The following is a 16,351-nucleotide window of genomic DNA, read 5'->3' as shown; positions in this document are numbered from 1 at the left end:
AAAGAACAGTGCTTCACTTTAGCTGCTACTTCGTCTGAGATTAACAATAGTATTTCCTGCAATTTTCGTAACCTATCAAACATCCAATACATGCTCTTCTAGCGTTCTAGTTATTTTATATGGGCCTCCATTTTCATCATTTGAAGTGATGACCATCGTCACACCACTATCAGGGTAAAAAGATGAGTGAAATGATAAGCCTGGATCGTACCCCATTACATGATATTTATAAATTCTACTATTCTTTTTCTTAATCCATATACCATACCCATAGTAGTCATCACCATCTTCATGAGTATGTGGAGTTAACAATTCGTTAGTACTCCTTTCACTTAATAATTCATAACTAAATAGCCCATTCCAAAATTTCATCATATCAGGGGCAGTTATAAATGCACCACCATCAGCACCACCTTTTATAGGAATAGCGTAAGTGTTTGTTCTCCATGTACCCTCTTCATCGTTATCTATATAGCCAATAGCTGTGTTTTTAGGTAGTCTGTCAAGTGAAAAATAACCTGACTCTCTCATACCGCATGGCATAAAAATATGCTGTTCGACATACTCTGTAAAACTTAAACCTGTTTGTTGCTCTACAATGAGTCCTAACAAGATAAATCCGGTATTATTATAATGAAATCTCTCGCCAGGTGTGAACAACATTTTCTCGTTTTGGAACATTGGCAGAAAGCTTCTTAAAGTGTTCATTACATACATTGGTCTATCTTTCCACAGGTCTTCATAATCTTCAATAACTTCCTCGTTATAATAGTCAGGGATACCTGAAGTATGGGTTAACAGGTGATGAATCGTTACTGCTTCATCAAAGTGTGGGAATTCAAATTCTAAACACTCATCGAGCCTTGTATTGAATGATAATAATCCCTTCTCTACTAACTGACAAATAGCAATAGAAGTGAATAATTTACAGCCAGAGGCAATTCCAAAGCGTGTTTTTATTGTGTTAGCAATCTCTTCTGATCTATTTGCGTAGCCATGACTTTCTTCAAAAATATTATTCTTGTCATCCTTTAGTAAAATGACTCCAGAAAACGTTGTTTCTTTAACAACTTTTAATATCACTGAATTGATGTCTGTTCTTTTAATTTGCATAACTATCGTCCCTTTCATTACTTGTTATTTTTATATTCATCGTATTATCGATACTCTCTACCTATAAGATAGATAATTAATTTACTCAATCTAGTTACTCTTCAATTAACAAGGAATAATTTTCTACACAATTCATAATCTATTATATATTTATCACACAAGATAAAAATATACCTAGAATAATAATAGTCATTTTTTACACTATCTTGCCTCGTATCATTTGTTGTGAGAAGGAGATCTCAACTACAACATGGATAAGATCATGTCAAAGTATAAAAACAAACAGACCTTCACTCCAATTTTTTTCTCACCTATGTTTAACAAGTAATGACTCATGGCGGTTTTTGTTTTAGTTGTTGCTTTTCAACATAAGGGCTACTCACGTTCAGCTTCTTACCTTCTCTACAGGCTATAAAATTGGATAATACATTTTAGTTATTCATAATAAGTGAAAAAAGGCAATAAAATGAGAGCAGTAAGATGGAGGTTTATGCGGCTGTCATTGTTTATATAGAATAATAGAAGACACGCACCCCCAGTTCTGTATACATATATGTTCTAACGGGAAAACAGTCTTACATTAAGAGGTGATTTACAATGAAGAAAACACTGACTGGAGGGGTTTTGTTAATCATGTCCTTATTAATTATAGCCTGTTCCAATCAATCTGAAGAACAGCTAAAAAACGGGACAATAGAGAAAAACACACTTTCAATTCCAGTTGAAAATGGTACTTTAACAGCTGTTTTCGACATACCAGAGGGAACGGATTCTCTACCTATTGCTATTATTATTGCGGGCTCTGGTCCTACAGACAAAGATGGGAATACAGTCGGGGCAAACGGTAAGAACAATAGCCTAAAAATGCTCTCTGATACCTTGAATGAGCGTGGTATTGCAACTCTGCGCTATGACAAACGAGGTGTAGGAGATAATACAGGCCTCGTTAACAAGGAAGAAGACTTAACAATCGAATCATACGTAAATGATGTTGTAGCAATTGTTCATTATATACAAAAAGATAGCCGATTTGCTTCAGTAAATATCGTTGGACATAGTGAAGGTTCATTAATTGGAATGATAGCTGCACAGGAAGCAGCGGTTGATAAATTTATTTCTTTAGCTGGTGTAGGGCAGTCGGCCGATAAGCTCTTGCTCGAACAACTTGATGGACAATTACCGCCAAAATTAATGGACGAAACGAAAAATATTCTGAATCAACTTAAGCAAGGAAAACAAGTAACAGATGTTTCTCAAGAATTAAATGTTTTATTTAGGCCTTCTGTGCAACCTTATTTAATTTCTTGGTTTACATTTAATCCAGTAGATATTATTAGTTCACTCAACATACCCCTATTAATTGTAAATGGGACAAACGATATACAAGTAACTGAAAAAGAAGCACATCTGCTTAAAGAAGCAAACCCTCAAGCTGAATTATTTATTATAGAAGGAATGAATCATATATTAAAACAAGCTCCTGCTGATAGAACAGGAAATCTTGCAACATATACAAATGCAAATTTGCCTCTTGACGAAGAACTAAGCACAAAATTAGTTCAGTTTATTTTAAAATAAATGACTGTATGAAAAGCGTAAGCACCATGGTCTTCTCCGACATGCCTTAGAGTCATTTCGTTTCAAGGCACTGTTCCCTTTGACGAAATGACTTGAGAGACTGGAAGACGTAGCTACTGATCGATAAAACTATGCTGCTATTACATGTTCCTTCGACCTTTTATATTTTAAAGAAATGTAGATTGATAATATGCCGTTCAATGCTAGAAGAATCATCATTAAATTAGTAAGGAACGCAACGTCCGGACCGAATACTTTAATTGAATGCCAAGGTGATCCAACACTATAACTAAATACCGGCTTGATGGCAAATGCTAATACTAATAGCAACATACCAATGATGCTCCACCTTTTTCTTCGTCGAACTTTTACTGATTTAACGGTAATTAATCGGTAAACAAACAACATAATTAATAGAACAACTATTCCTAATATAATCAACTGCAAGATAGGAGTGAACTTCGATATCTCAACTGGATCATCACCATGTAAAATGTTTATCATTCCTTGTTTTAGGTTTACAAGTGCCACTTCTTCTAAAGCATGATTTTTATTAGTGAGAATGACACCACCCCACTTTGAGTCAGGAAGATAAAATACTTCAGAGTGCGAATCAGGCGTAGAACCTGAATGCCATACTATTTTATCCTCAGAATATGGGTTTGAAATTCTAACACCTAAACCATAGAATCGATTATCACCTGTTTGAACATGAGGAGTTAAATAAAGGTTCATATATTTTTCATTTAGCAATGAATTTCCATCTTGTTGACTGAGAAAATGTATGATTTGAACCATATCATCTGCACTAGCCGTGATGTACCCATAGGGTGCTCCACCATTATCATATGTTACTGAACTTTTTCGTGGAATTCCAAACCAAGACTGGTACCCAGCTAAATACCCTCTTTCATATGCTGTATCATTATCTGCTGCAGCATTATTCATACCTAACGGCGAAAATACTTGCTCTTCCATATACTCACTATATGTTTGATTCGTTACTTCCTCTATTAGGGCACCAAGAATTAGGTAGTTAGCATTACTATATTGATGTTTTTCTCCTGGTGTAGCTGTTAACTTAGTGTCTGAGAGACTTTCCACATTGTTCTTAATCGTATTGAAATCTTGAGAACCTTGGTCTGATAATAATAAGCCAGAGTATGTACTTATACCACTCGTTTGAGTAAGTAATTGCACGATCGTTATTTTAGATGCTGCTTCTTTATCTTTAAGGGAAAACCAAGGAAGATACATTTGAATAGGATCGTCTAGTTGAACGGTACCTTCTTCAATTAATTTCATAACCGCTAAGCCCGTTAAGGATTTACTAATTGATCCAACAGTAAAAGGAGTTTGAGTCGTAACCTCTTCCTCAGATTCTCCAGTCACCCCCCAGCCTTGCGAAAAAAATAGTTCTTTATCTTTAACAATTGCAATTGAAGCACCTGGTATTCGTTGCTCCTCTAAGTAAGACTCTACATATTTTTCGATCGTATTCTTCAAGTCTTCTTCTGCGAAAGCTCGAGGTTCTTGTTGATTGAAGAAAAACAGATGAAGTAATAAGGATACCAGTATAACTTTACCTATACTTTTTCTTACGTTCATATCTTCACCTCTTATATCTTACTTTACGTAAATAAACCACTACTAGTAATGACACTAACAAGGAAATTGCAAGACTAAAAACCATTAGCATAGCATTCCACCATGTATTATCCGAGATCTGGTATAAAATATTATAGTTAAACGTATCATTCGAGTATGTTGGATCAAATGCTCTAGTTAATGACATAGAAAATATGAACTGTGTACAAAGATAGGTTACGATGAGGGTAAGCACTCCTATTGGAAATAACATACCTTTCTTTGGTTTACTTTGTTGAATTTGTTTAAGTCCAGCAGCTGGATCTATACCGTTGACTTCCAAAAAATCAGTAATAAATGTAGCAGGATCTCCTAATTCACTAATCGCATCATCACCATGCTCACGAGCTTCTTGTATATGTTCCAGAAGCTGCTCTTTAATACGACTTCTTTCTTTTGAGCTTATCTGGTACCTTTTTAACTCATCAAGCACATTGTTTACATATTGTTGCTCTGCAATGCTTAATTCCATTTTCATTCAAAATCCTCTCCCTTTAATCCACTATTTAGTAAAGATTTAATATCACTCTGTAACTCTAACCATTCATCAATCTTCTTTTGAAGATACAATTCTCCTTGATCGTTAATTTCATAATACACACGAACTTTACCACTATCTGTCATTTCACGATAAGTATCTACCCATTCTTGATCTTTTAACTTCGTCAATATTGGGTAAATACTGCCTACTCCTTTCAATTTTAAATTGTGTTGTTCTAACTCCTTCATAATTTCATACCCATAGCTTTTTTTCTTTGACAAAATCGACAGTACACACATTTCTAAATGACCTTTTATTAAACTTATTCTATTCATGAAATAAATTTAACACAAATATATACTTCTTTCAAGTATATAAAATAAAAAAATGTACTTTTTTGGAAATAATGGTGTAGATAGTAATATTACCTTGTACAAACTGCACTAAAATATCACCGTTATGTAATGCTTACACGGTTCCTACCGAGTCAAAGAAACCTACTAACAACAATAATCAAATAATAAAACAACCAAATAAAAAAGCTGACTCCTATTTTGTAACAGGATCAGCTTTGCAAATGAACTTATTATATTTGTTATTACTGGATCTAGATATAAGGACAAGAAGTTATAACATTTTATTGAAAGGCTATTTTCGTAAATTTTGTTTCTTTTTCTCTTACATTTGATTCATTGATGTACTTTAGAGGTGAAAAGATCCCCCTAAATATTCATGATTAGCTTTTAATTAGGAAAAGCAAAAGTAATTAATACGAAAACAGCCTATTGAAATGATTACTGTGAAGTGTTTTTGCGATATTCGTCCGTTAAAACACCAGCAAATCCCCAGTTTTCATCTTCAATTTCTTGTATAACAATATGAGTGTGCTCGGGCTTTTTTCCTAATACACGACCGAGAGTTTCTGTAAAATCTTTAACGATTTGCTCTTTTTGTTCTCGACTTGCACCTTTTGTTATTTGAAGATTAATATAAGGCATTTCTTCACCCTCCATAAATTCTATTAACCGCACCCCATGTAAGCAGGTGACAATTTTATATCATTCAATAACAATTTTTCATTTCTTCAACTTCTTTTCAACATAGAATGCACCAATGATAAGGAGCACAAAAGCTCCTATAATAAATAAAGCTGGCGATGAAACACCCTTATGTTCCCCTCTTCTAACAGCTTTTTTATAAACCCCATCTTCAACTTGCACTGCAATGGCTTCATCTGTACTTATACCTTGAATAGCGTAATATTTCGTACCTTCCTTATAAGCATTCGAAAAATTACCTGAGTAAGATTCCATATCTGAATATCTAGTTACTTTACCTATTTTCCTACTTACATTCGTCACAGCTTCATCAAGCACTTCATACGAATAACCTTTCCATACGACAAATTCATACGCCCAAGATGTGGCGAAAGAGCTGCTTGGTAATAGTAACATATGTGTAAAAGAAAATATTAATACAAGTTTACAAACATGGTTAAACTTCATTTCACCCTCCTTCACGTCATTCTCTTACACTACCGACAATCTAAGTATTAATCATTACTAGATTAACATAAAATACCAAATGTTAGCTATTTTATGCGAAGATATTCTATTGTATTAGGTTGTGTTATATATTTATTTCAGTAAAAAAAGTGCTAATATGATGTAAAACTAGCTTTGGATTCAGGAGTTAACAGGAAGACGATGGGTCAAGCATGTAACGATAAAAATTATATCCCTAGCCAAAATGTTATGAGGAAAATATTAAAGTCAGCTAGGAAGGTTGATTGTAGAGTTAAGATGAATGATTTTTGGGACATGTAAAAAAGACTGAAATTTTCACTTTATTGTCAACTGGGCAGAAGTAAATAAATTTTTCACTTTGGTCATCAAGAATGATTCGCCTTCCACAATGCAGCATAGAAAAATTTTGTATCTTAATTTCATCACTTGAAAAATTCTCTTCAATATACTTATTAACCGCATCAGCATGTTTTCTCAATTCCTTTTTCCTTTTTCCTTTTTCCTTTTCTTCTTTCTCTTTCTTGTCTTTATGTAGATGTCAAGCTTGACTATATCTTGATGATACATATCTAGTATGTTTTCTGCTTGCTGAATATTCTTTTCGGTATTCTCTGTATTATCTATGATAGATTCTAGATAGGCTAGATTTTTGCACAACTCACCTATCAGTTGAGCGTGCTTCTTGATATCCTTCAATTTTGAATCTCCCTTCACTACTAAACTATTTTCTCATAATAATGAGTAGTTTTTTAATCTTTAGTGCAGTATTGCGAAAAAGGACACAAATGGGACATCATTTTTACATAAAAAATATGCAAGAAATTCGGGAAATAATTAAATTGCCTCTGACCAAAACGTTGATAAATCAACAATGTATAAAATTATGTATATTTGATAAATTTTTTATCTTAAAAACCATTGCTATATCAAAGATTGTGAAAATGTATTGGTTCCTATAGTTGCTATTATGTAAATATTCTATACATGGATATACAAGAAGCTGGAGTTATCAATCGCCAGCTTCTGGAAATCTTCATTCTCTAAGATAATTGGGTTATTTGCAGCGAAGGTCGTATAAAAGTAACTGATTGCCCTTGTGTTGTGGTTGACAGTACAGTAGAAATTACATCAGTAGTGTTTAGCAATTGAATGGTAGTCCTTGATAATGTAAGATTTAGAGTTTCAGGGTTAGAATCGGTTACACCTATTGCTGTATCAGCCTGTGGGATATTGTTTATTGTTATTTCAATTTGAAAATCAAGGGATGCACTAGCGCCAAAGTCCAAGGCTTGCACAGTAAATGAAATTTCATAGTCTCCGCTATTTTGCACAGTTATCGAACCCGCAGCAGGATTAAGAGTTGTCATATTAAAAGGACCTGGCATATTATATCCGCCTAGTGGAATAATTCGATCCCCATCAACTACCGAAAATGGGTCTTGATCATCACGTAAAACACCATAAGATAAAGGATTACCGGGAGGTCCCTGTGGCCCTGGTGGTCCTTGAGCCCCCTGTTTCCCTGGTGGCCCTTGAGGTCCTTGAGGTGGTGGTGGAACAACTCTACATTTACAATCTTTACCTTTCATAATTATTTTCACCTTCTATAATTGTTTTTACTTTATTTTATGGTCATTTTCTATAGAAAGGTTGGACTAACATGCTTAGCGTGACTAAAATGTACTGAAGTCTATGTTAATTATGTATTTTTAAACAAGTTCCTATAGTTGCTATTATATAAACTAGAATTGAATATGGTATTCATTGATATACAAAGAAGCTGACCTTTTACGCCAGCTTCCTTCAATTTCAATTATGGGCACATATCATTGACAATCTCTCCAGTGAAGCAAGTTGGTCTGTTTTCATCAGTATTCTGATCAATTGTGACATTACCTGAACTTGCACTTAGTTGAACCTGTACTTGTTCACCACAAAGTAAGTTAATTGAAGTACTTACGTTTACACAACCCGATTCTAAATCCCCTGTAAATCTAATCGAGTCGCAAGCGATAATCATTTGATTTACACCCACTAACTTCACTATAAAAATCAAGGCACTCGTTCCTATACTAGCGCTTAAAAAAGCAGAGCTAGTGAAATGGTAAATACCATCACATGGTGCAGTGAATGCTGATGTCGCTGGGTCATAATTACCTGGTGGCGTTACACAATCATAGAGTACAGATGGAAACATGATTACGTCTGTATCATCAGCATTCACTGTCTGGAAAGCGTTATTTTCCGCCCGAAAACTAACAATTTTAGGAGTCCTTGGTGGTCCTAGTGGTGAAGGTGTGACAACTCTATATTTACAATCTTTATCTTTCATTATTATTTTCACCTTCTATAATTATTTTCACTTTATATTTATGGTTATTAACTATGGAAGATTGGACTAACATATATAACGTGACTAAAATGCGCAGATGTCTATGTGAATTGTACATTTTCCAACAATTATGATATTCTAATCATAGACAAGCAGTAAATGCATACAATAAGAAAGACCGAAGGTGCTGTAACACCGACGGTCGATACAATAGACGATTCCAAGAGGATCGGCTGATAAATCGAGATAGACCACCCAATCGCTCCCGCTAAAGAGTTAAGGGTGGTCTATTTTTTGTCGTTTTTATTAAAAGACAGTACCGAAATAATCAGCCCGCAAAATGCAATTGCCAACATCAACGCTTCAAATACCGTCATACGTCTCACCCCCTTTCAGGGAATGAAGCCGACCACCCTTAGAAATTCGTCATTGTATTCCAATTATACCATAGTTGCCCATGTTATGATTAATCCAACCCTTATCATATTATATGTATCAATACTCAAGTTCGTATAGAGTGATGTACAAGCTTTTGAAATTATGTAAAGGGAGCTAAGCTACGATATACCGCAAAGTAGATTCCTGATTATGTAAAATAACAAAAGTTCCAATTTTTCATTTCTGAAGAACTGGAACTAATCGACTCACTAATCATTGTGTTTATTAAATTCACTATTAGTTCTTTTTTCTTTCAAGATACGTCCATTATTCTAGTGAAGTTTAAACCAAAACTAGATCGAGGGTCAAATATACTGGTATCTACTTCTATCATCATACACATAAAACATATCATAGTCATTGTATATAAATAGGTGTCCATATGGCTTTTCTCTCCTAAAAAATATAGTAATTATTATATATTATATTAATAATCTTGATATACTTCTTGGACTAGCATCCATACAGCTGACCTATTTTATTTGAGGAGTCACTTTGTAAGAAAGTTAGTACAACATAATTTCTATTATATCTATAATTTATTTTATATCATTCTTTTCTATAGTGTCTGAATAGGGTACGCATAACAAGTGGAATAAAGGTCAATATCAGACCCATAATAAATAATTCAAGCCATGCAAGAAATGAGTACAATTTAGACTTTTCTTGGAACAACAGCAAAGAAATAAAGTATTCTGATTTTCATTTTGATTAAGTTTTGTATCCGACAATGTGTCATTTTCCATATTAGTTTTGCTGTTTTTGCATTGATTGTTGCTTTTCTATTTAGATCTAAGCACGTCTACTACTACCAGCGGTCGTGTCATCTTTTCTACTATAAAAAAGATGAGTTCTTATAAAACTCATCATACTGTCAGTTTTTAGTAAAAAAAAGTTTACGAAAAGAGCCTTATTTTTTTACTTCAGCCAAACTTCACTGAGCAATTTAATACCTGGTTCAATATCATCTATGTCCATGCTAGCAAAACCTAAAATAAATTCCTTTCGTTCTTCTTTTGGTGATTGAAACCAAGTGAATGTAGCTGAGGCAATATTTATACTTGCATGTTTTGCTAAATCAATAAGCTCTCTTTCCGTTTTTGCGCTATGAACCTTTATTAAGAGATGAAAGCCTGCATCTTCACCTAAGATAATTGCTTTTTCTCCAAAATGAGTTTGAATCGCATATATTGCCTTGTCGTGTTTCTTTCTATAAATATTTCTCATTTTGGCAATATGTCTAGCTAAATAGCCTTCCTTCATAAAAACCTCTAGCGTTTTTTGGTGAATTGGCGAAGATGATTGTTCAAATAATAGCCGCTGCTGTATTAAGTGAAATGTAGAAACTAGTTTTTTTGGCAGCACCATATAGTTAATACAAAAGGCTGGGGCTAACACTTGCGAAAAACCACCTAAATAAATAACATTTGTGTCGGGTAGTAACCCTTGTAATGACGGTATTGGTCTTCCATGATAACGAAACTCACCATCGTAGTCATCTTCAATAATATAGCCATCATGTTGTTTTGCCCATTCTAGCAATTTAAGGCGTTTCGAGACAGGCATGATCATACCACGTGGATACTGATGTGAAGGTGAAACACAAACGATTCTTGACTTACTATCATATAAATGCTGAAGGCTAATCCCATCTTTCTCTAATTCAATTGGTGAAATTTGAAAGCCTTGCTGCTTAAAAGTGGATCGAAATAAAATATACCCTGGGTTTTCAACTGCAACATTTAAAGAATATTCTTGTAGCATTTGACTAATAAAATTGAGCAGGGCATATTGGTCTGCTGCTATGACAACCTGATCTGAAGAACATTGAACCCCTCTGTATTGATACAAATATTTTGCAATTTCATTTCTCAGCCCTTCTTCTCCTTGTGGATCTCCATAAAAAAGTAAATCTTTGTTTTCATGGCGCATAACCTGGTTAAAAAATCTACGCCACGTTTGAAAAGGAAATGCATTAAAATCATTCTTCGATAAATGAAAATCATATTTATAGACTTGTTTTGGTGTATAACCTTTTACGTTTGCAGTATCAAAAAGATTAACTTGATTATCATATATTGTATTCGGTAGGCTTTTAACATAATATCCACTTTTGGGTTTACTAATAATGTAACCTTCATCTATAAGCTGATGATATGCAAGCTCTACTGGCGTCGTACTAATAGCAAGTAAATCTGCCATCTTTCTAATAGATGGAAGACGCGTATTTTCTGTAATAGTTTGACCGACAATTTCTTGCTTCATATATTCATATATCTGAACATAAAGAGGCATGTTACTGTTTTCATCTAATTTTGGGAGCAGTATCATCTAATCATCCTTCTTCCACATCTGTCCTTTTCAATTATTATAAACTGCACATTTTTATATATACAATTTACTGATATACTCTTGCTAAATGAACAAGGAGGAATAGACTATGACATCAAATCAACAGCCCCCAGTTCGCTTCTTAACTGGAAATAAAGTTTATTTACGCTCATTGGATGTAGAGGATAGTGAAATATATTTCCGCATGCTATATAACTCAGAAACAAGAAGACTAACAGGTACACAGAGGAGTTATACACGAAAAGAAATTAATAGCTATATTGAGAGCAAATCCGGAGATTCTTCATCAATTATTTTATTAATTGCACTAAATGCTTCGGATGACATAATCGGTGACATCGCCTTACAGGATATTGATACTATTAACCGCAGTGCTAGCATACGCATTGCTATAGATGCTGATCAACATCAAGGTAAAGGTTATGGAAGTGAAGCGATTTCCTTAATGTTGGAATACGGATTCGGAATATTAAACCTTCATCGTATCGAACTGGAGGTATTTTCGTTTAACAAACGAGCATTACATGTTTATGAGAAATTGGGGTTTAAAAAAGAGGGTATACAACGTGACAGACTATATTACGATCATCAATACCATGATGCTATTATAATGAGTATGTTAGAGGATGAATATCGATTAAGTAAAAAAGATTAGCAGAATCAATCAAATATACTCTTTTATCGGGGTATATTTGATTGATTTATATAACCATCCTAATAGCTAGGCTTTTCACAACGACATTGCTAAGAAATCATCAATTTGTTTTTTATGATGTATATCATGATCTACCATGCTTGAAAGATAATCACATAAAGTTAAATGCTCTTTACCTTTACATGGTTGATTAAATTTTTCTACAGGAATATGATTTATTATAGAAACCAATTCTTTACGAACTAAAATAAATTCACCTATTAAATCATTCTTTGAAATACCCGACCTAGCATAGTCAGAAGCTTTTTTATTCATACCTTCAACATCAACTTCTATTTTTGGAAAAGCTTCTCCTCTCACTAAATAACAGAGCCTATTCTCTATTAAAAATATATCCCATAACTTGAAATGAGAGATAATGTCAGCTGTAGCCCAAGACCCCTTTTTAATAGGCTTGAGCCATAATTCCTCTCTCATATTATTTAATGACTGACTCCAGTCAGTTAACATTAATTTTTTCTTAATTATATAATCTTTACACATCTTATCCTCCTTAACACCTGCTTAGCTTAGTTACAATCGAAATTACACGATCATTTACGTCTATCAACTTCCAATCCTATTTTTCCTACAATTAAATTGCATATTACTCTATAAAATATGCTTCGATTCATGATGTTTTAATTCCTGCACATTAACAAAATGATCATATAACCCTTTTTATTGACCATTCATTTTTCTAGTAATCTCGGACACGAAAGCTAGCATCAGTTGCACGAGAAAGTATAGCTTGACATATCATGTCGAACATTTATTGAAGGATTAATAGTGTCTTTATTGAAATTTAATACGTATCATTTTATAAGGAGGGAATGCTATGGATACCATTCAAGAAGTGTTGGACCGATATTATAAGTCTTGGAATGAGGGATTTAAAAGTAAAAATGGAGATGACATTAGAAAATATTTGTCAAAAAATTTTATAGGGTTTTGGGGAAATTCAAACCTTAATCATCCCGAACAATATGACTACAATTATGATATTAATGCAGTCTTACAACAATATGATGAGAATACTGAAATGACATTGGAACCCCTTTCTATTACAGAACGTAATAATGGAGATGAACATATCATTTTAGGCACAAAGGTTAGCATAATAAATGGTTCACCTGCATATGCGAAATGCATGTTTATTTGGAGACGAGAAGAAAACAATTGGAAGTTACTTAGAGAATTCATTGAGATAGAGAAATAACATACAAGTTACTCCCTGCGCATCAATTTACGTTATTCTTAATCACACACCTACGACATAACCATTACATAGAACGATTCGTAGCTCCATATAAGCCTCTTTTCGTAAACTATTGTTATCATTACCATAAACAGTCGTCTTTATTGTTAGTCTTCGTTGTACAAAGGAAAAGCTGTCACGAACTCTTGTTGTACGAAAAACAACAATCAATGCGAAAACAGCCTTTAAAGAAAAAAATCGGGGCTGTTTCTTGTCGTTTTTGCATAGATAGTTAACTAGAAATTAACTTAACTTCACTAAATTGTTACTTAGTGTATCGTACTTTGCAGTCATCTATGCTACTATTACGATTAATAACCAGTATTAGTACATATAACCAATTATTACTATAGATTTTTTTTTCATTTCCACCCATACTTACAACTATATTACTGGGGTTTTATGAGGTGCTTTATATATGAAACATTTACGTAACTTTTTCTATTTTGGTTTTGAACAGGCACGGTCCTGCGTCTTTCCCGTTATTATTTTTCTTTCCCTTGCACTTACAAAATTTATTGAAATTCCCTTTATTGCTCGATATGACCTTATACTGCTCATTTGCGTAATAACTCAAATTTTATTAGTAATATTTAAGTATGAAACTGCAGATGAAGTTAAAGTTATTTTTGTTTTCCATTTAATTGGACTTGCTCTTGAGTTATATATGGTTCATATGGGATCATGGTCTTACCCTGAGAACGCAGTTACAAAAATATACGGTGTTCCTCTGTATAGCGGGTTTATGTATGCAAGTGTAGCTAGTTATATGTGTCAGGCATGGAGAAGATTTGATTTAAAATTGAACAGTTGGCCTCCTTCATGGATTGTAATCATTTTAGGAGCTGCAATCTATTTTAATTTTTACACACATCACTTCATCTTTGATGTTCGCTGGGTATTAAAGCTTACAATTCTCTTTGTTTTCCTTAAAACATTCGTATCCTTTACGGTTAACAAAACAATTTATCAAATGCCTCTAGCACTTTCTTTTATCCTAATAGGATTTTTTATTTGGATTGCAGAGAATATCGCTACCTTTTTTGGTGCATGGGCGTATCCGAATCAAGAACAGACATGGGAGATTGTGCATATTGGAAAAATCAGCTCTTGGCTCCTACTTGTTATTGTCAGCTTCATGATAGTTGCTGAGCTTAAACATGTAAAAAACAACAGGAAGCCGTCAAGTGAAATATCCATTTAAAGAGAAGAAAACTCCACTTGGAGTTTCCTTCTCTTTTTTTAATAACTTGTCTCCATTTTAACAGCCACATCATATACCTGAATGTTTATGTAATTTTCAATATTGCTGCTGTGTGTCACTATACCTTTTTAACAAATTCTGATTTTAACTTCATAGCCCCAAGGCCATCAATTTTACAATCAATATCATGATCTCCTTCAACTAGACGAATGTTCTTTACTTTGGTCCCCATCTTTACGACTAATGAGCTACCTTTAACTTTAAGGTCTTTAATGACTGTTATAGAATCACCGTTTTTCAAGACATTCCCATTCGAATCTTTAATCACCTTCTGATCTTCATTATTTTCGACGTCTCCCTCAGAACTCCACTCATGAGCACATTCTGGGCACACTAGTAGAATCCCATCTTCGTACGTATATGGTGAATTACATTTCGGACAATTTGGCAAGCTCATTTATTTTCCTCCATCCATTCCTATAAGTTGAACGATAGAAACTATATTATCATTTCTTATCGATCGCGTTAACATTGTATTACATTTACTAAGGCTTTTTTAACTTTGTTGATATTGTAATTTAAAATAGGCAGTATGATGAGTTTTATGAGCGCACATAGATTTTAAAAATAGAAAAAATGCCACGAACGTTAATCAAAATCGTATTTAGCTCAATTTACGACAAACAACAATTAATGCGAAAACATCGATTGCTAAGGCTTTTTTAACTTTGTGGCTATTGTTATTAAAAATGGGCAGTATGATGAATTTTATGAGCGCACATAGATTTTAAAAATAGAAAAAATGCCACGAACGTTAATTATAATCGTATTTATCTCTATTACGACAAGCAACAATTATTGCGAAAACAACGATTTCTAAGGCTTTTTTAACTTTGTTGCTATTGTTATTAATAATGAGAAGTACGATGAGTTTTATGAGGGCACATAGACTTTAAAAATAGAAAAAATGCCACGAACGTTAATTATAATCGTATTTAGCTCTATTACGACAAGCAACAATTATTGCGAAAACAACTATTTCTAAGGCTTTTTTAACTTTGTTGCTATTGTTATCAAATTAATACCATTTAGAAAAAAGCCTTTACAAAAATGTAGAATTCTCCCCTTTCACAACCCAAATAATAACAATTACGAAAAACAAACTAACTTCTAATATTTGTTTTTCATTTTAAATATAGATGTAATTGTAAAATTCATTAATATATTATAGAATATTCAGAATAATAAATTATTAATAAGGAGCTGATTCGAAATGGAGAATATATTTAACCTACAGGAGCTGATGAATAAATTCAAAGGCTCAGAACACTCATATAATGAGTTTTTTAATACCTCTTCAATGAGTGTAGGTATATATGAGCTAAAAGCTGGTGAGATTGATACTCAACAACCACATACAGAGGATGAGCTTTATTTTATCATAAGTGGTGAATCACAAATGTTCGTCGGTGAGAATCACTTTACAGTTAAGGACGGATCTTTTGTATTTGTAGAGAAAAATGTGAAACATCAATTTTATGACATAAAAAAAGACCTTACCGTCATCGTAATTTTTTCACCAGCAGAGTACACTCTTGCAAAATGATAACATTGCATAACATAACCATTTTTCAAATAGATAAGTTATAACTCCCTTCTCTTGACAAACATACCAATTAGTTTGTAAATTCAATATGAAATGTAAAATGTAAGCTTTTAATTTTGTAG

Annotated in this window: 19 protein-coding genes; 5 read left to right on the top strand and 14 right to left on the bottom strand. The window is 33.4% G+C overall.

All coding sequences use genetic code 11. From position 1 onward, the window contains the following. Window positions 1-75: 75 nt before the first annotated feature. Complete coding sequence (locus JM172_RS19145) at window positions 76-1,131, bottom strand: serine hydrolase domain-containing protein (RefSeq protein ID WP_483297266.1); 1,056 nt, start codon at window positions 1,129-1,131, stop codon at window positions 76-78. Window positions 1,132-1,710: 579 nt separating this feature from the next. Between JM172_RS19145 and JM172_RS19140 the strand changes: the two genes are divergently transcribed. After that, window positions 1,711-2,691 carry an alpha/beta hydrolase gene (locus JM172_RS19140; protein ID WP_250886776.1) on the top strand — a complete coding sequence of 327 codons (981 nt, stop codon included), beginning with the start codon at window positions 1,711-1,713 and terminating at the stop codon, window positions 2,689-2,691. A 129-nt stretch (window positions 2,692-2,820) separates the two neighbouring features. Here the strand turns inward: JM172_RS19140 and JM172_RS19135 are convergent, their stop codons facing one another. The 11 genes from JM172_RS19135 to pdxR form a co-directional block, all read right to left on the bottom strand. Beyond that, window positions 2,821-4,299: a serine hydrolase domain-containing protein gene (locus JM172_RS19135; RefSeq protein WP_214483974.1), complete on the bottom strand. Its 1,479-nt coding sequence runs from the start codon at window positions 4,297-4,299 to the stop codon at window positions 2,821-2,823. Window positions 4,300-4,303: 4 nt separating this feature from the next. After that, window positions 4,304-4,816, bottom strand: a complete 513-nt coding sequence (locus JM172_RS19130; protein WP_214483973.1) for a hypothetical protein — start codon at window positions 4,814-4,816, stop codon at window positions 4,304-4,306. After that, the gene (locus JM172_RS19125; RefSeq protein WP_214483972.1) at window positions 4,813-5,154 is read right to left on the bottom strand and encodes a PadR family transcriptional regulator; all 342 of its coding nucleotides are present in this window, start codon (window positions 5,152-5,154) and stop codon (window positions 4,813-4,815) included. The genes JM172_RS19130 and JM172_RS19125 overlap by 4 nt, the downstream gene beginning before the upstream one ends. A gap of 459 nt (window positions 5,155-5,613) precedes the next feature. Beyond that, window positions 5,614-5,817, bottom strand: a complete 204-nt coding sequence (locus tag JM172_RS19120; RefSeq protein WP_214483971.1) for a tautomerase family protein — start codon at window positions 5,815-5,817, stop codon at window positions 5,614-5,616. Between the two features lie 78 nt (window positions 5,818-5,895). Further along, on the bottom strand, window positions 5,896-6,324 hold the full coding sequence (locus JM172_RS19115; RefSeq protein WP_214483970.1) for a hypothetical protein: 429 nt from the start codon (window positions 6,322-6,324) through the stop codon (window positions 5,896-5,898). Window positions 6,325-6,616: 292 nt separating this feature from the next. Then, window positions 6,617-6,823, bottom strand: a complete 207-nt coding sequence (locus JM172_RS19110) for a hypothetical protein (RefSeq protein ID WP_214483969.1) — start codon at window positions 6,821-6,823, stop codon at window positions 6,617-6,619. Beyond that, window positions 6,820-7,041 (bottom strand): hypothetical protein, encoded by a 222-nt coding sequence (locus JM172_RS19105; RefSeq protein ID WP_214483968.1) that lies wholly within the window; start codon window positions 7,039-7,041, stop codon window positions 6,820-6,822. The genes JM172_RS19110 and JM172_RS19105 overlap by 4 nt, the downstream gene beginning before the upstream one ends. A gap of 344 nt (window positions 7,042-7,385) precedes the next feature. Beyond that, window positions 7,386-7,934 (bottom strand): hypothetical protein, encoded by a 549-nt coding sequence (locus JM172_RS19100; RefSeq protein WP_214483967.1) that lies wholly within the window; start codon window positions 7,932-7,934, stop codon window positions 7,386-7,388. A gap of 224 nt (window positions 7,935-8,158) precedes the next feature. Beyond that, window positions 8,159-8,677 carry a C1q-like domain-containing protein gene (locus JM172_RS19095; protein ID WP_214483966.1) on the bottom strand — a complete coding sequence of 173 codons (519 nt, stop codon included), beginning with the start codon at window positions 8,675-8,677 and terminating at the stop codon, window positions 8,159-8,161. A 287-nt stretch (window positions 8,678-8,964) separates the two neighbouring features. Beyond that, window positions 8,965-9,054 carry a putative holin-like toxin gene (locus JM172_RS24875; protein ID WP_250886775.1) on the bottom strand — a complete coding sequence of 30 codons (90 nt, stop codon included), beginning with the start codon at window positions 9,052-9,054 and terminating at the stop codon, window positions 8,965-8,967. 979 nt (window positions 9,055-10,033) lie between these two features. After that, window positions 10,034-11,446 (bottom strand): MocR-like pyridoxine biosynthesis transcription factor PdxR, encoded by a 1,413-nt coding sequence (pdxR, locus tag JM172_RS19090; RefSeq protein WP_214483965.1) that lies wholly within the window; start codon window positions 11,444-11,446, stop codon window positions 10,034-10,036. 109 nt (window positions 11,447-11,555) lie between these two features. Here pdxR and JM172_RS19085 point away from each other — a divergent pair, with 109 nt between their 5' ends. Then, window positions 11,556-12,122, top strand: a complete 567-nt coding sequence (locus JM172_RS19085; RefSeq protein WP_214483964.1) for a GNAT family N-acetyltransferase — start codon at window positions 11,556-11,558, stop codon at window positions 12,120-12,122. A gap of 75 nt (window positions 12,123-12,197) precedes the next feature. Here the strand turns inward: JM172_RS19085 and JM172_RS19080 are convergent, their stop codons facing one another. After that, window positions 12,198-12,665 carry a DinB family protein gene (locus tag JM172_RS19080; RefSeq protein WP_214483963.1) on the bottom strand — a complete coding sequence of 156 codons (468 nt, stop codon included), beginning with the start codon at window positions 12,663-12,665 and terminating at the stop codon, window positions 12,198-12,200. 334 nt (window positions 12,666-12,999) lie between these two features. Here JM172_RS19080 and JM172_RS19075 point away from each other — a divergent pair, with 334 nt between their 5' ends. Both JM172_RS19075 and JM172_RS19070 read left to right on the top strand, forming a co-directional pair. Further along, window positions 13,000-13,380 (top strand): nuclear transport factor 2 family protein, encoded by a 381-nt coding sequence (locus tag JM172_RS19075; protein WP_214483962.1) that lies wholly within the window; start codon window positions 13,000-13,002, stop codon window positions 13,378-13,380. A gap of 457 nt (window positions 13,381-13,837) precedes the next feature. Next, window positions 13,838-14,623, top strand: a complete 786-nt coding sequence (locus JM172_RS19070) for a DUF817 domain-containing protein (RefSeq protein WP_214483961.1) — start codon at window positions 13,838-13,840, stop codon at window positions 14,621-14,623. A gap of 118 nt (window positions 14,624-14,741) precedes the next feature. On the opposite strand, the gene JM172_RS19065 is transcribed toward JM172_RS19070, so the two are convergent. Next, a complete protein-coding gene (locus JM172_RS19065; RefSeq protein ID WP_214483960.1) occupies window positions 14,742-15,080 on the bottom strand; it encodes a zinc ribbon domain-containing protein YjdM in 339 nt (112 codons plus the stop codon). 816 nt (window positions 15,081-15,896) lie between these two features. Between JM172_RS19065 and JM172_RS19060 the strand changes: the two genes are divergently transcribed. Beyond that, window positions 15,897-16,229: a cupin domain-containing protein gene (locus JM172_RS19060; RefSeq protein ID WP_214483959.1), complete on the top strand. Its 333-nt coding sequence runs from the start codon at window positions 15,897-15,899 to the stop codon at window positions 16,227-16,229. Window positions 16,230-16,351 lie beyond the last annotated feature (122 nt).

Source organism: Bacillus sp. SM2101 (genome assembly GCF_018588585.1).
Taxonomy (GTDB): domain Bacteria; phylum Bacillota; class Bacilli; order Bacillales; family SM2101; genus Nanhaiella; species Nanhaiella sioensis.
This window is presented reverse-complemented; position numbering and strand designations above follow the sequence as displayed.

Coding starts and splice junctions, on each gene's coding strand:
- JM172_RS19065 (WP_214483960.1), bottom strand. CDS start 15,080: ATGAGCTTGCCAAATTGTCCGAAATGTAATTCACCATATACGTACGAA.
- pdxR (WP_214483965.1), bottom strand. CDS start 11,446: ATGATACTGCTCCCAAAATTAGATGAAAACAGTAACATGCCTCTTTAT.
- JM172_RS19070 (WP_214483961.1), top strand. CDS start 13,838: ATGAAACATTTACGTAACTTTTTCTATTTTGGTTTTGAACAGGCACGG.
- JM172_RS19140 (WP_250886776.1), top strand. CDS start 1,711: ATGAAGAAAACACTGACTGGAGGGGTTTTGTTAATCATGTCCTTATTA.
- JM172_RS19130 (WP_214483973.1), bottom strand. CDS start 4,816: ATGAAAATGGAATTAAGCATTGCAGAGCAACAATATGTAAACAATGTG.
- JM172_RS19100 (WP_214483967.1), bottom strand. CDS start 7,934: ATGAAAGGTAAAGATTGTAAATGTAGAGTTGTTCCACCACCACCTCAA.
- JM172_RS19080 (WP_214483963.1), bottom strand. CDS start 12,665: ATGTGTAAAGATTATATAATTAAGAAAAAATTAATGTTAACTGACTGG.
- JM172_RS19060 (WP_214483959.1), top strand. CDS start 15,897: ATGGAGAATATATTTAACCTACAGGAGCTGATGAATAAATTCAAAGGC.
- JM172_RS19095 (WP_214483966.1), bottom strand. CDS start 8,677: ATGAAAGATAAAGATTGTAAATATAGAGTTGTCACACCTTCACCACTA.
- JM172_RS24875 (WP_250886775.1), bottom strand. CDS start 9,054: ATGACGGTATTTGAAGCGTTGATGTTGGCAATTGCATTTTGCGGGCTG.
- JM172_RS19115 (WP_214483970.1), bottom strand. CDS start 6,324: ATGAAGTTTAACCATGTTTGTAAACTTGTATTAATATTTTCTTTTACA.
- JM172_RS19120 (WP_214483971.1), bottom strand. CDS start 5,817: ATGCCTTATATTAATCTTCAAATAACAAAAGGTGCAAGTCGAGAACAA.
- JM172_RS19145 (WP_483297266.1), bottom strand. CDS start 1,131: ATGAAAGGGACGATAGTTATGCAAATTAAAAGAACAGACATCAATTCA.
- JM172_RS19075 (WP_214483962.1), top strand. CDS start 13,000: ATGGATACCATTCAAGAAGTGTTGGACCGATATTATAAGTCTTGGAAT.
- JM172_RS19125 (WP_214483972.1), bottom strand. CDS start 5,154: ATGAATAGAATAAGTTTAATAAAAGGTCATTTAGAAATGTGTGTACTG.
- JM172_RS19135 (WP_214483974.1), bottom strand. CDS start 4,299: ATGAACGTAAGAAAAAGTATAGGTAAAGTTATACTGGTATCCTTATTA.
- JM172_RS19085 (WP_214483964.1), top strand. CDS start 11,556: ATGACATCAAATCAACAGCCCCCAGTTCGCTTCTTAACTGGAAATAAA.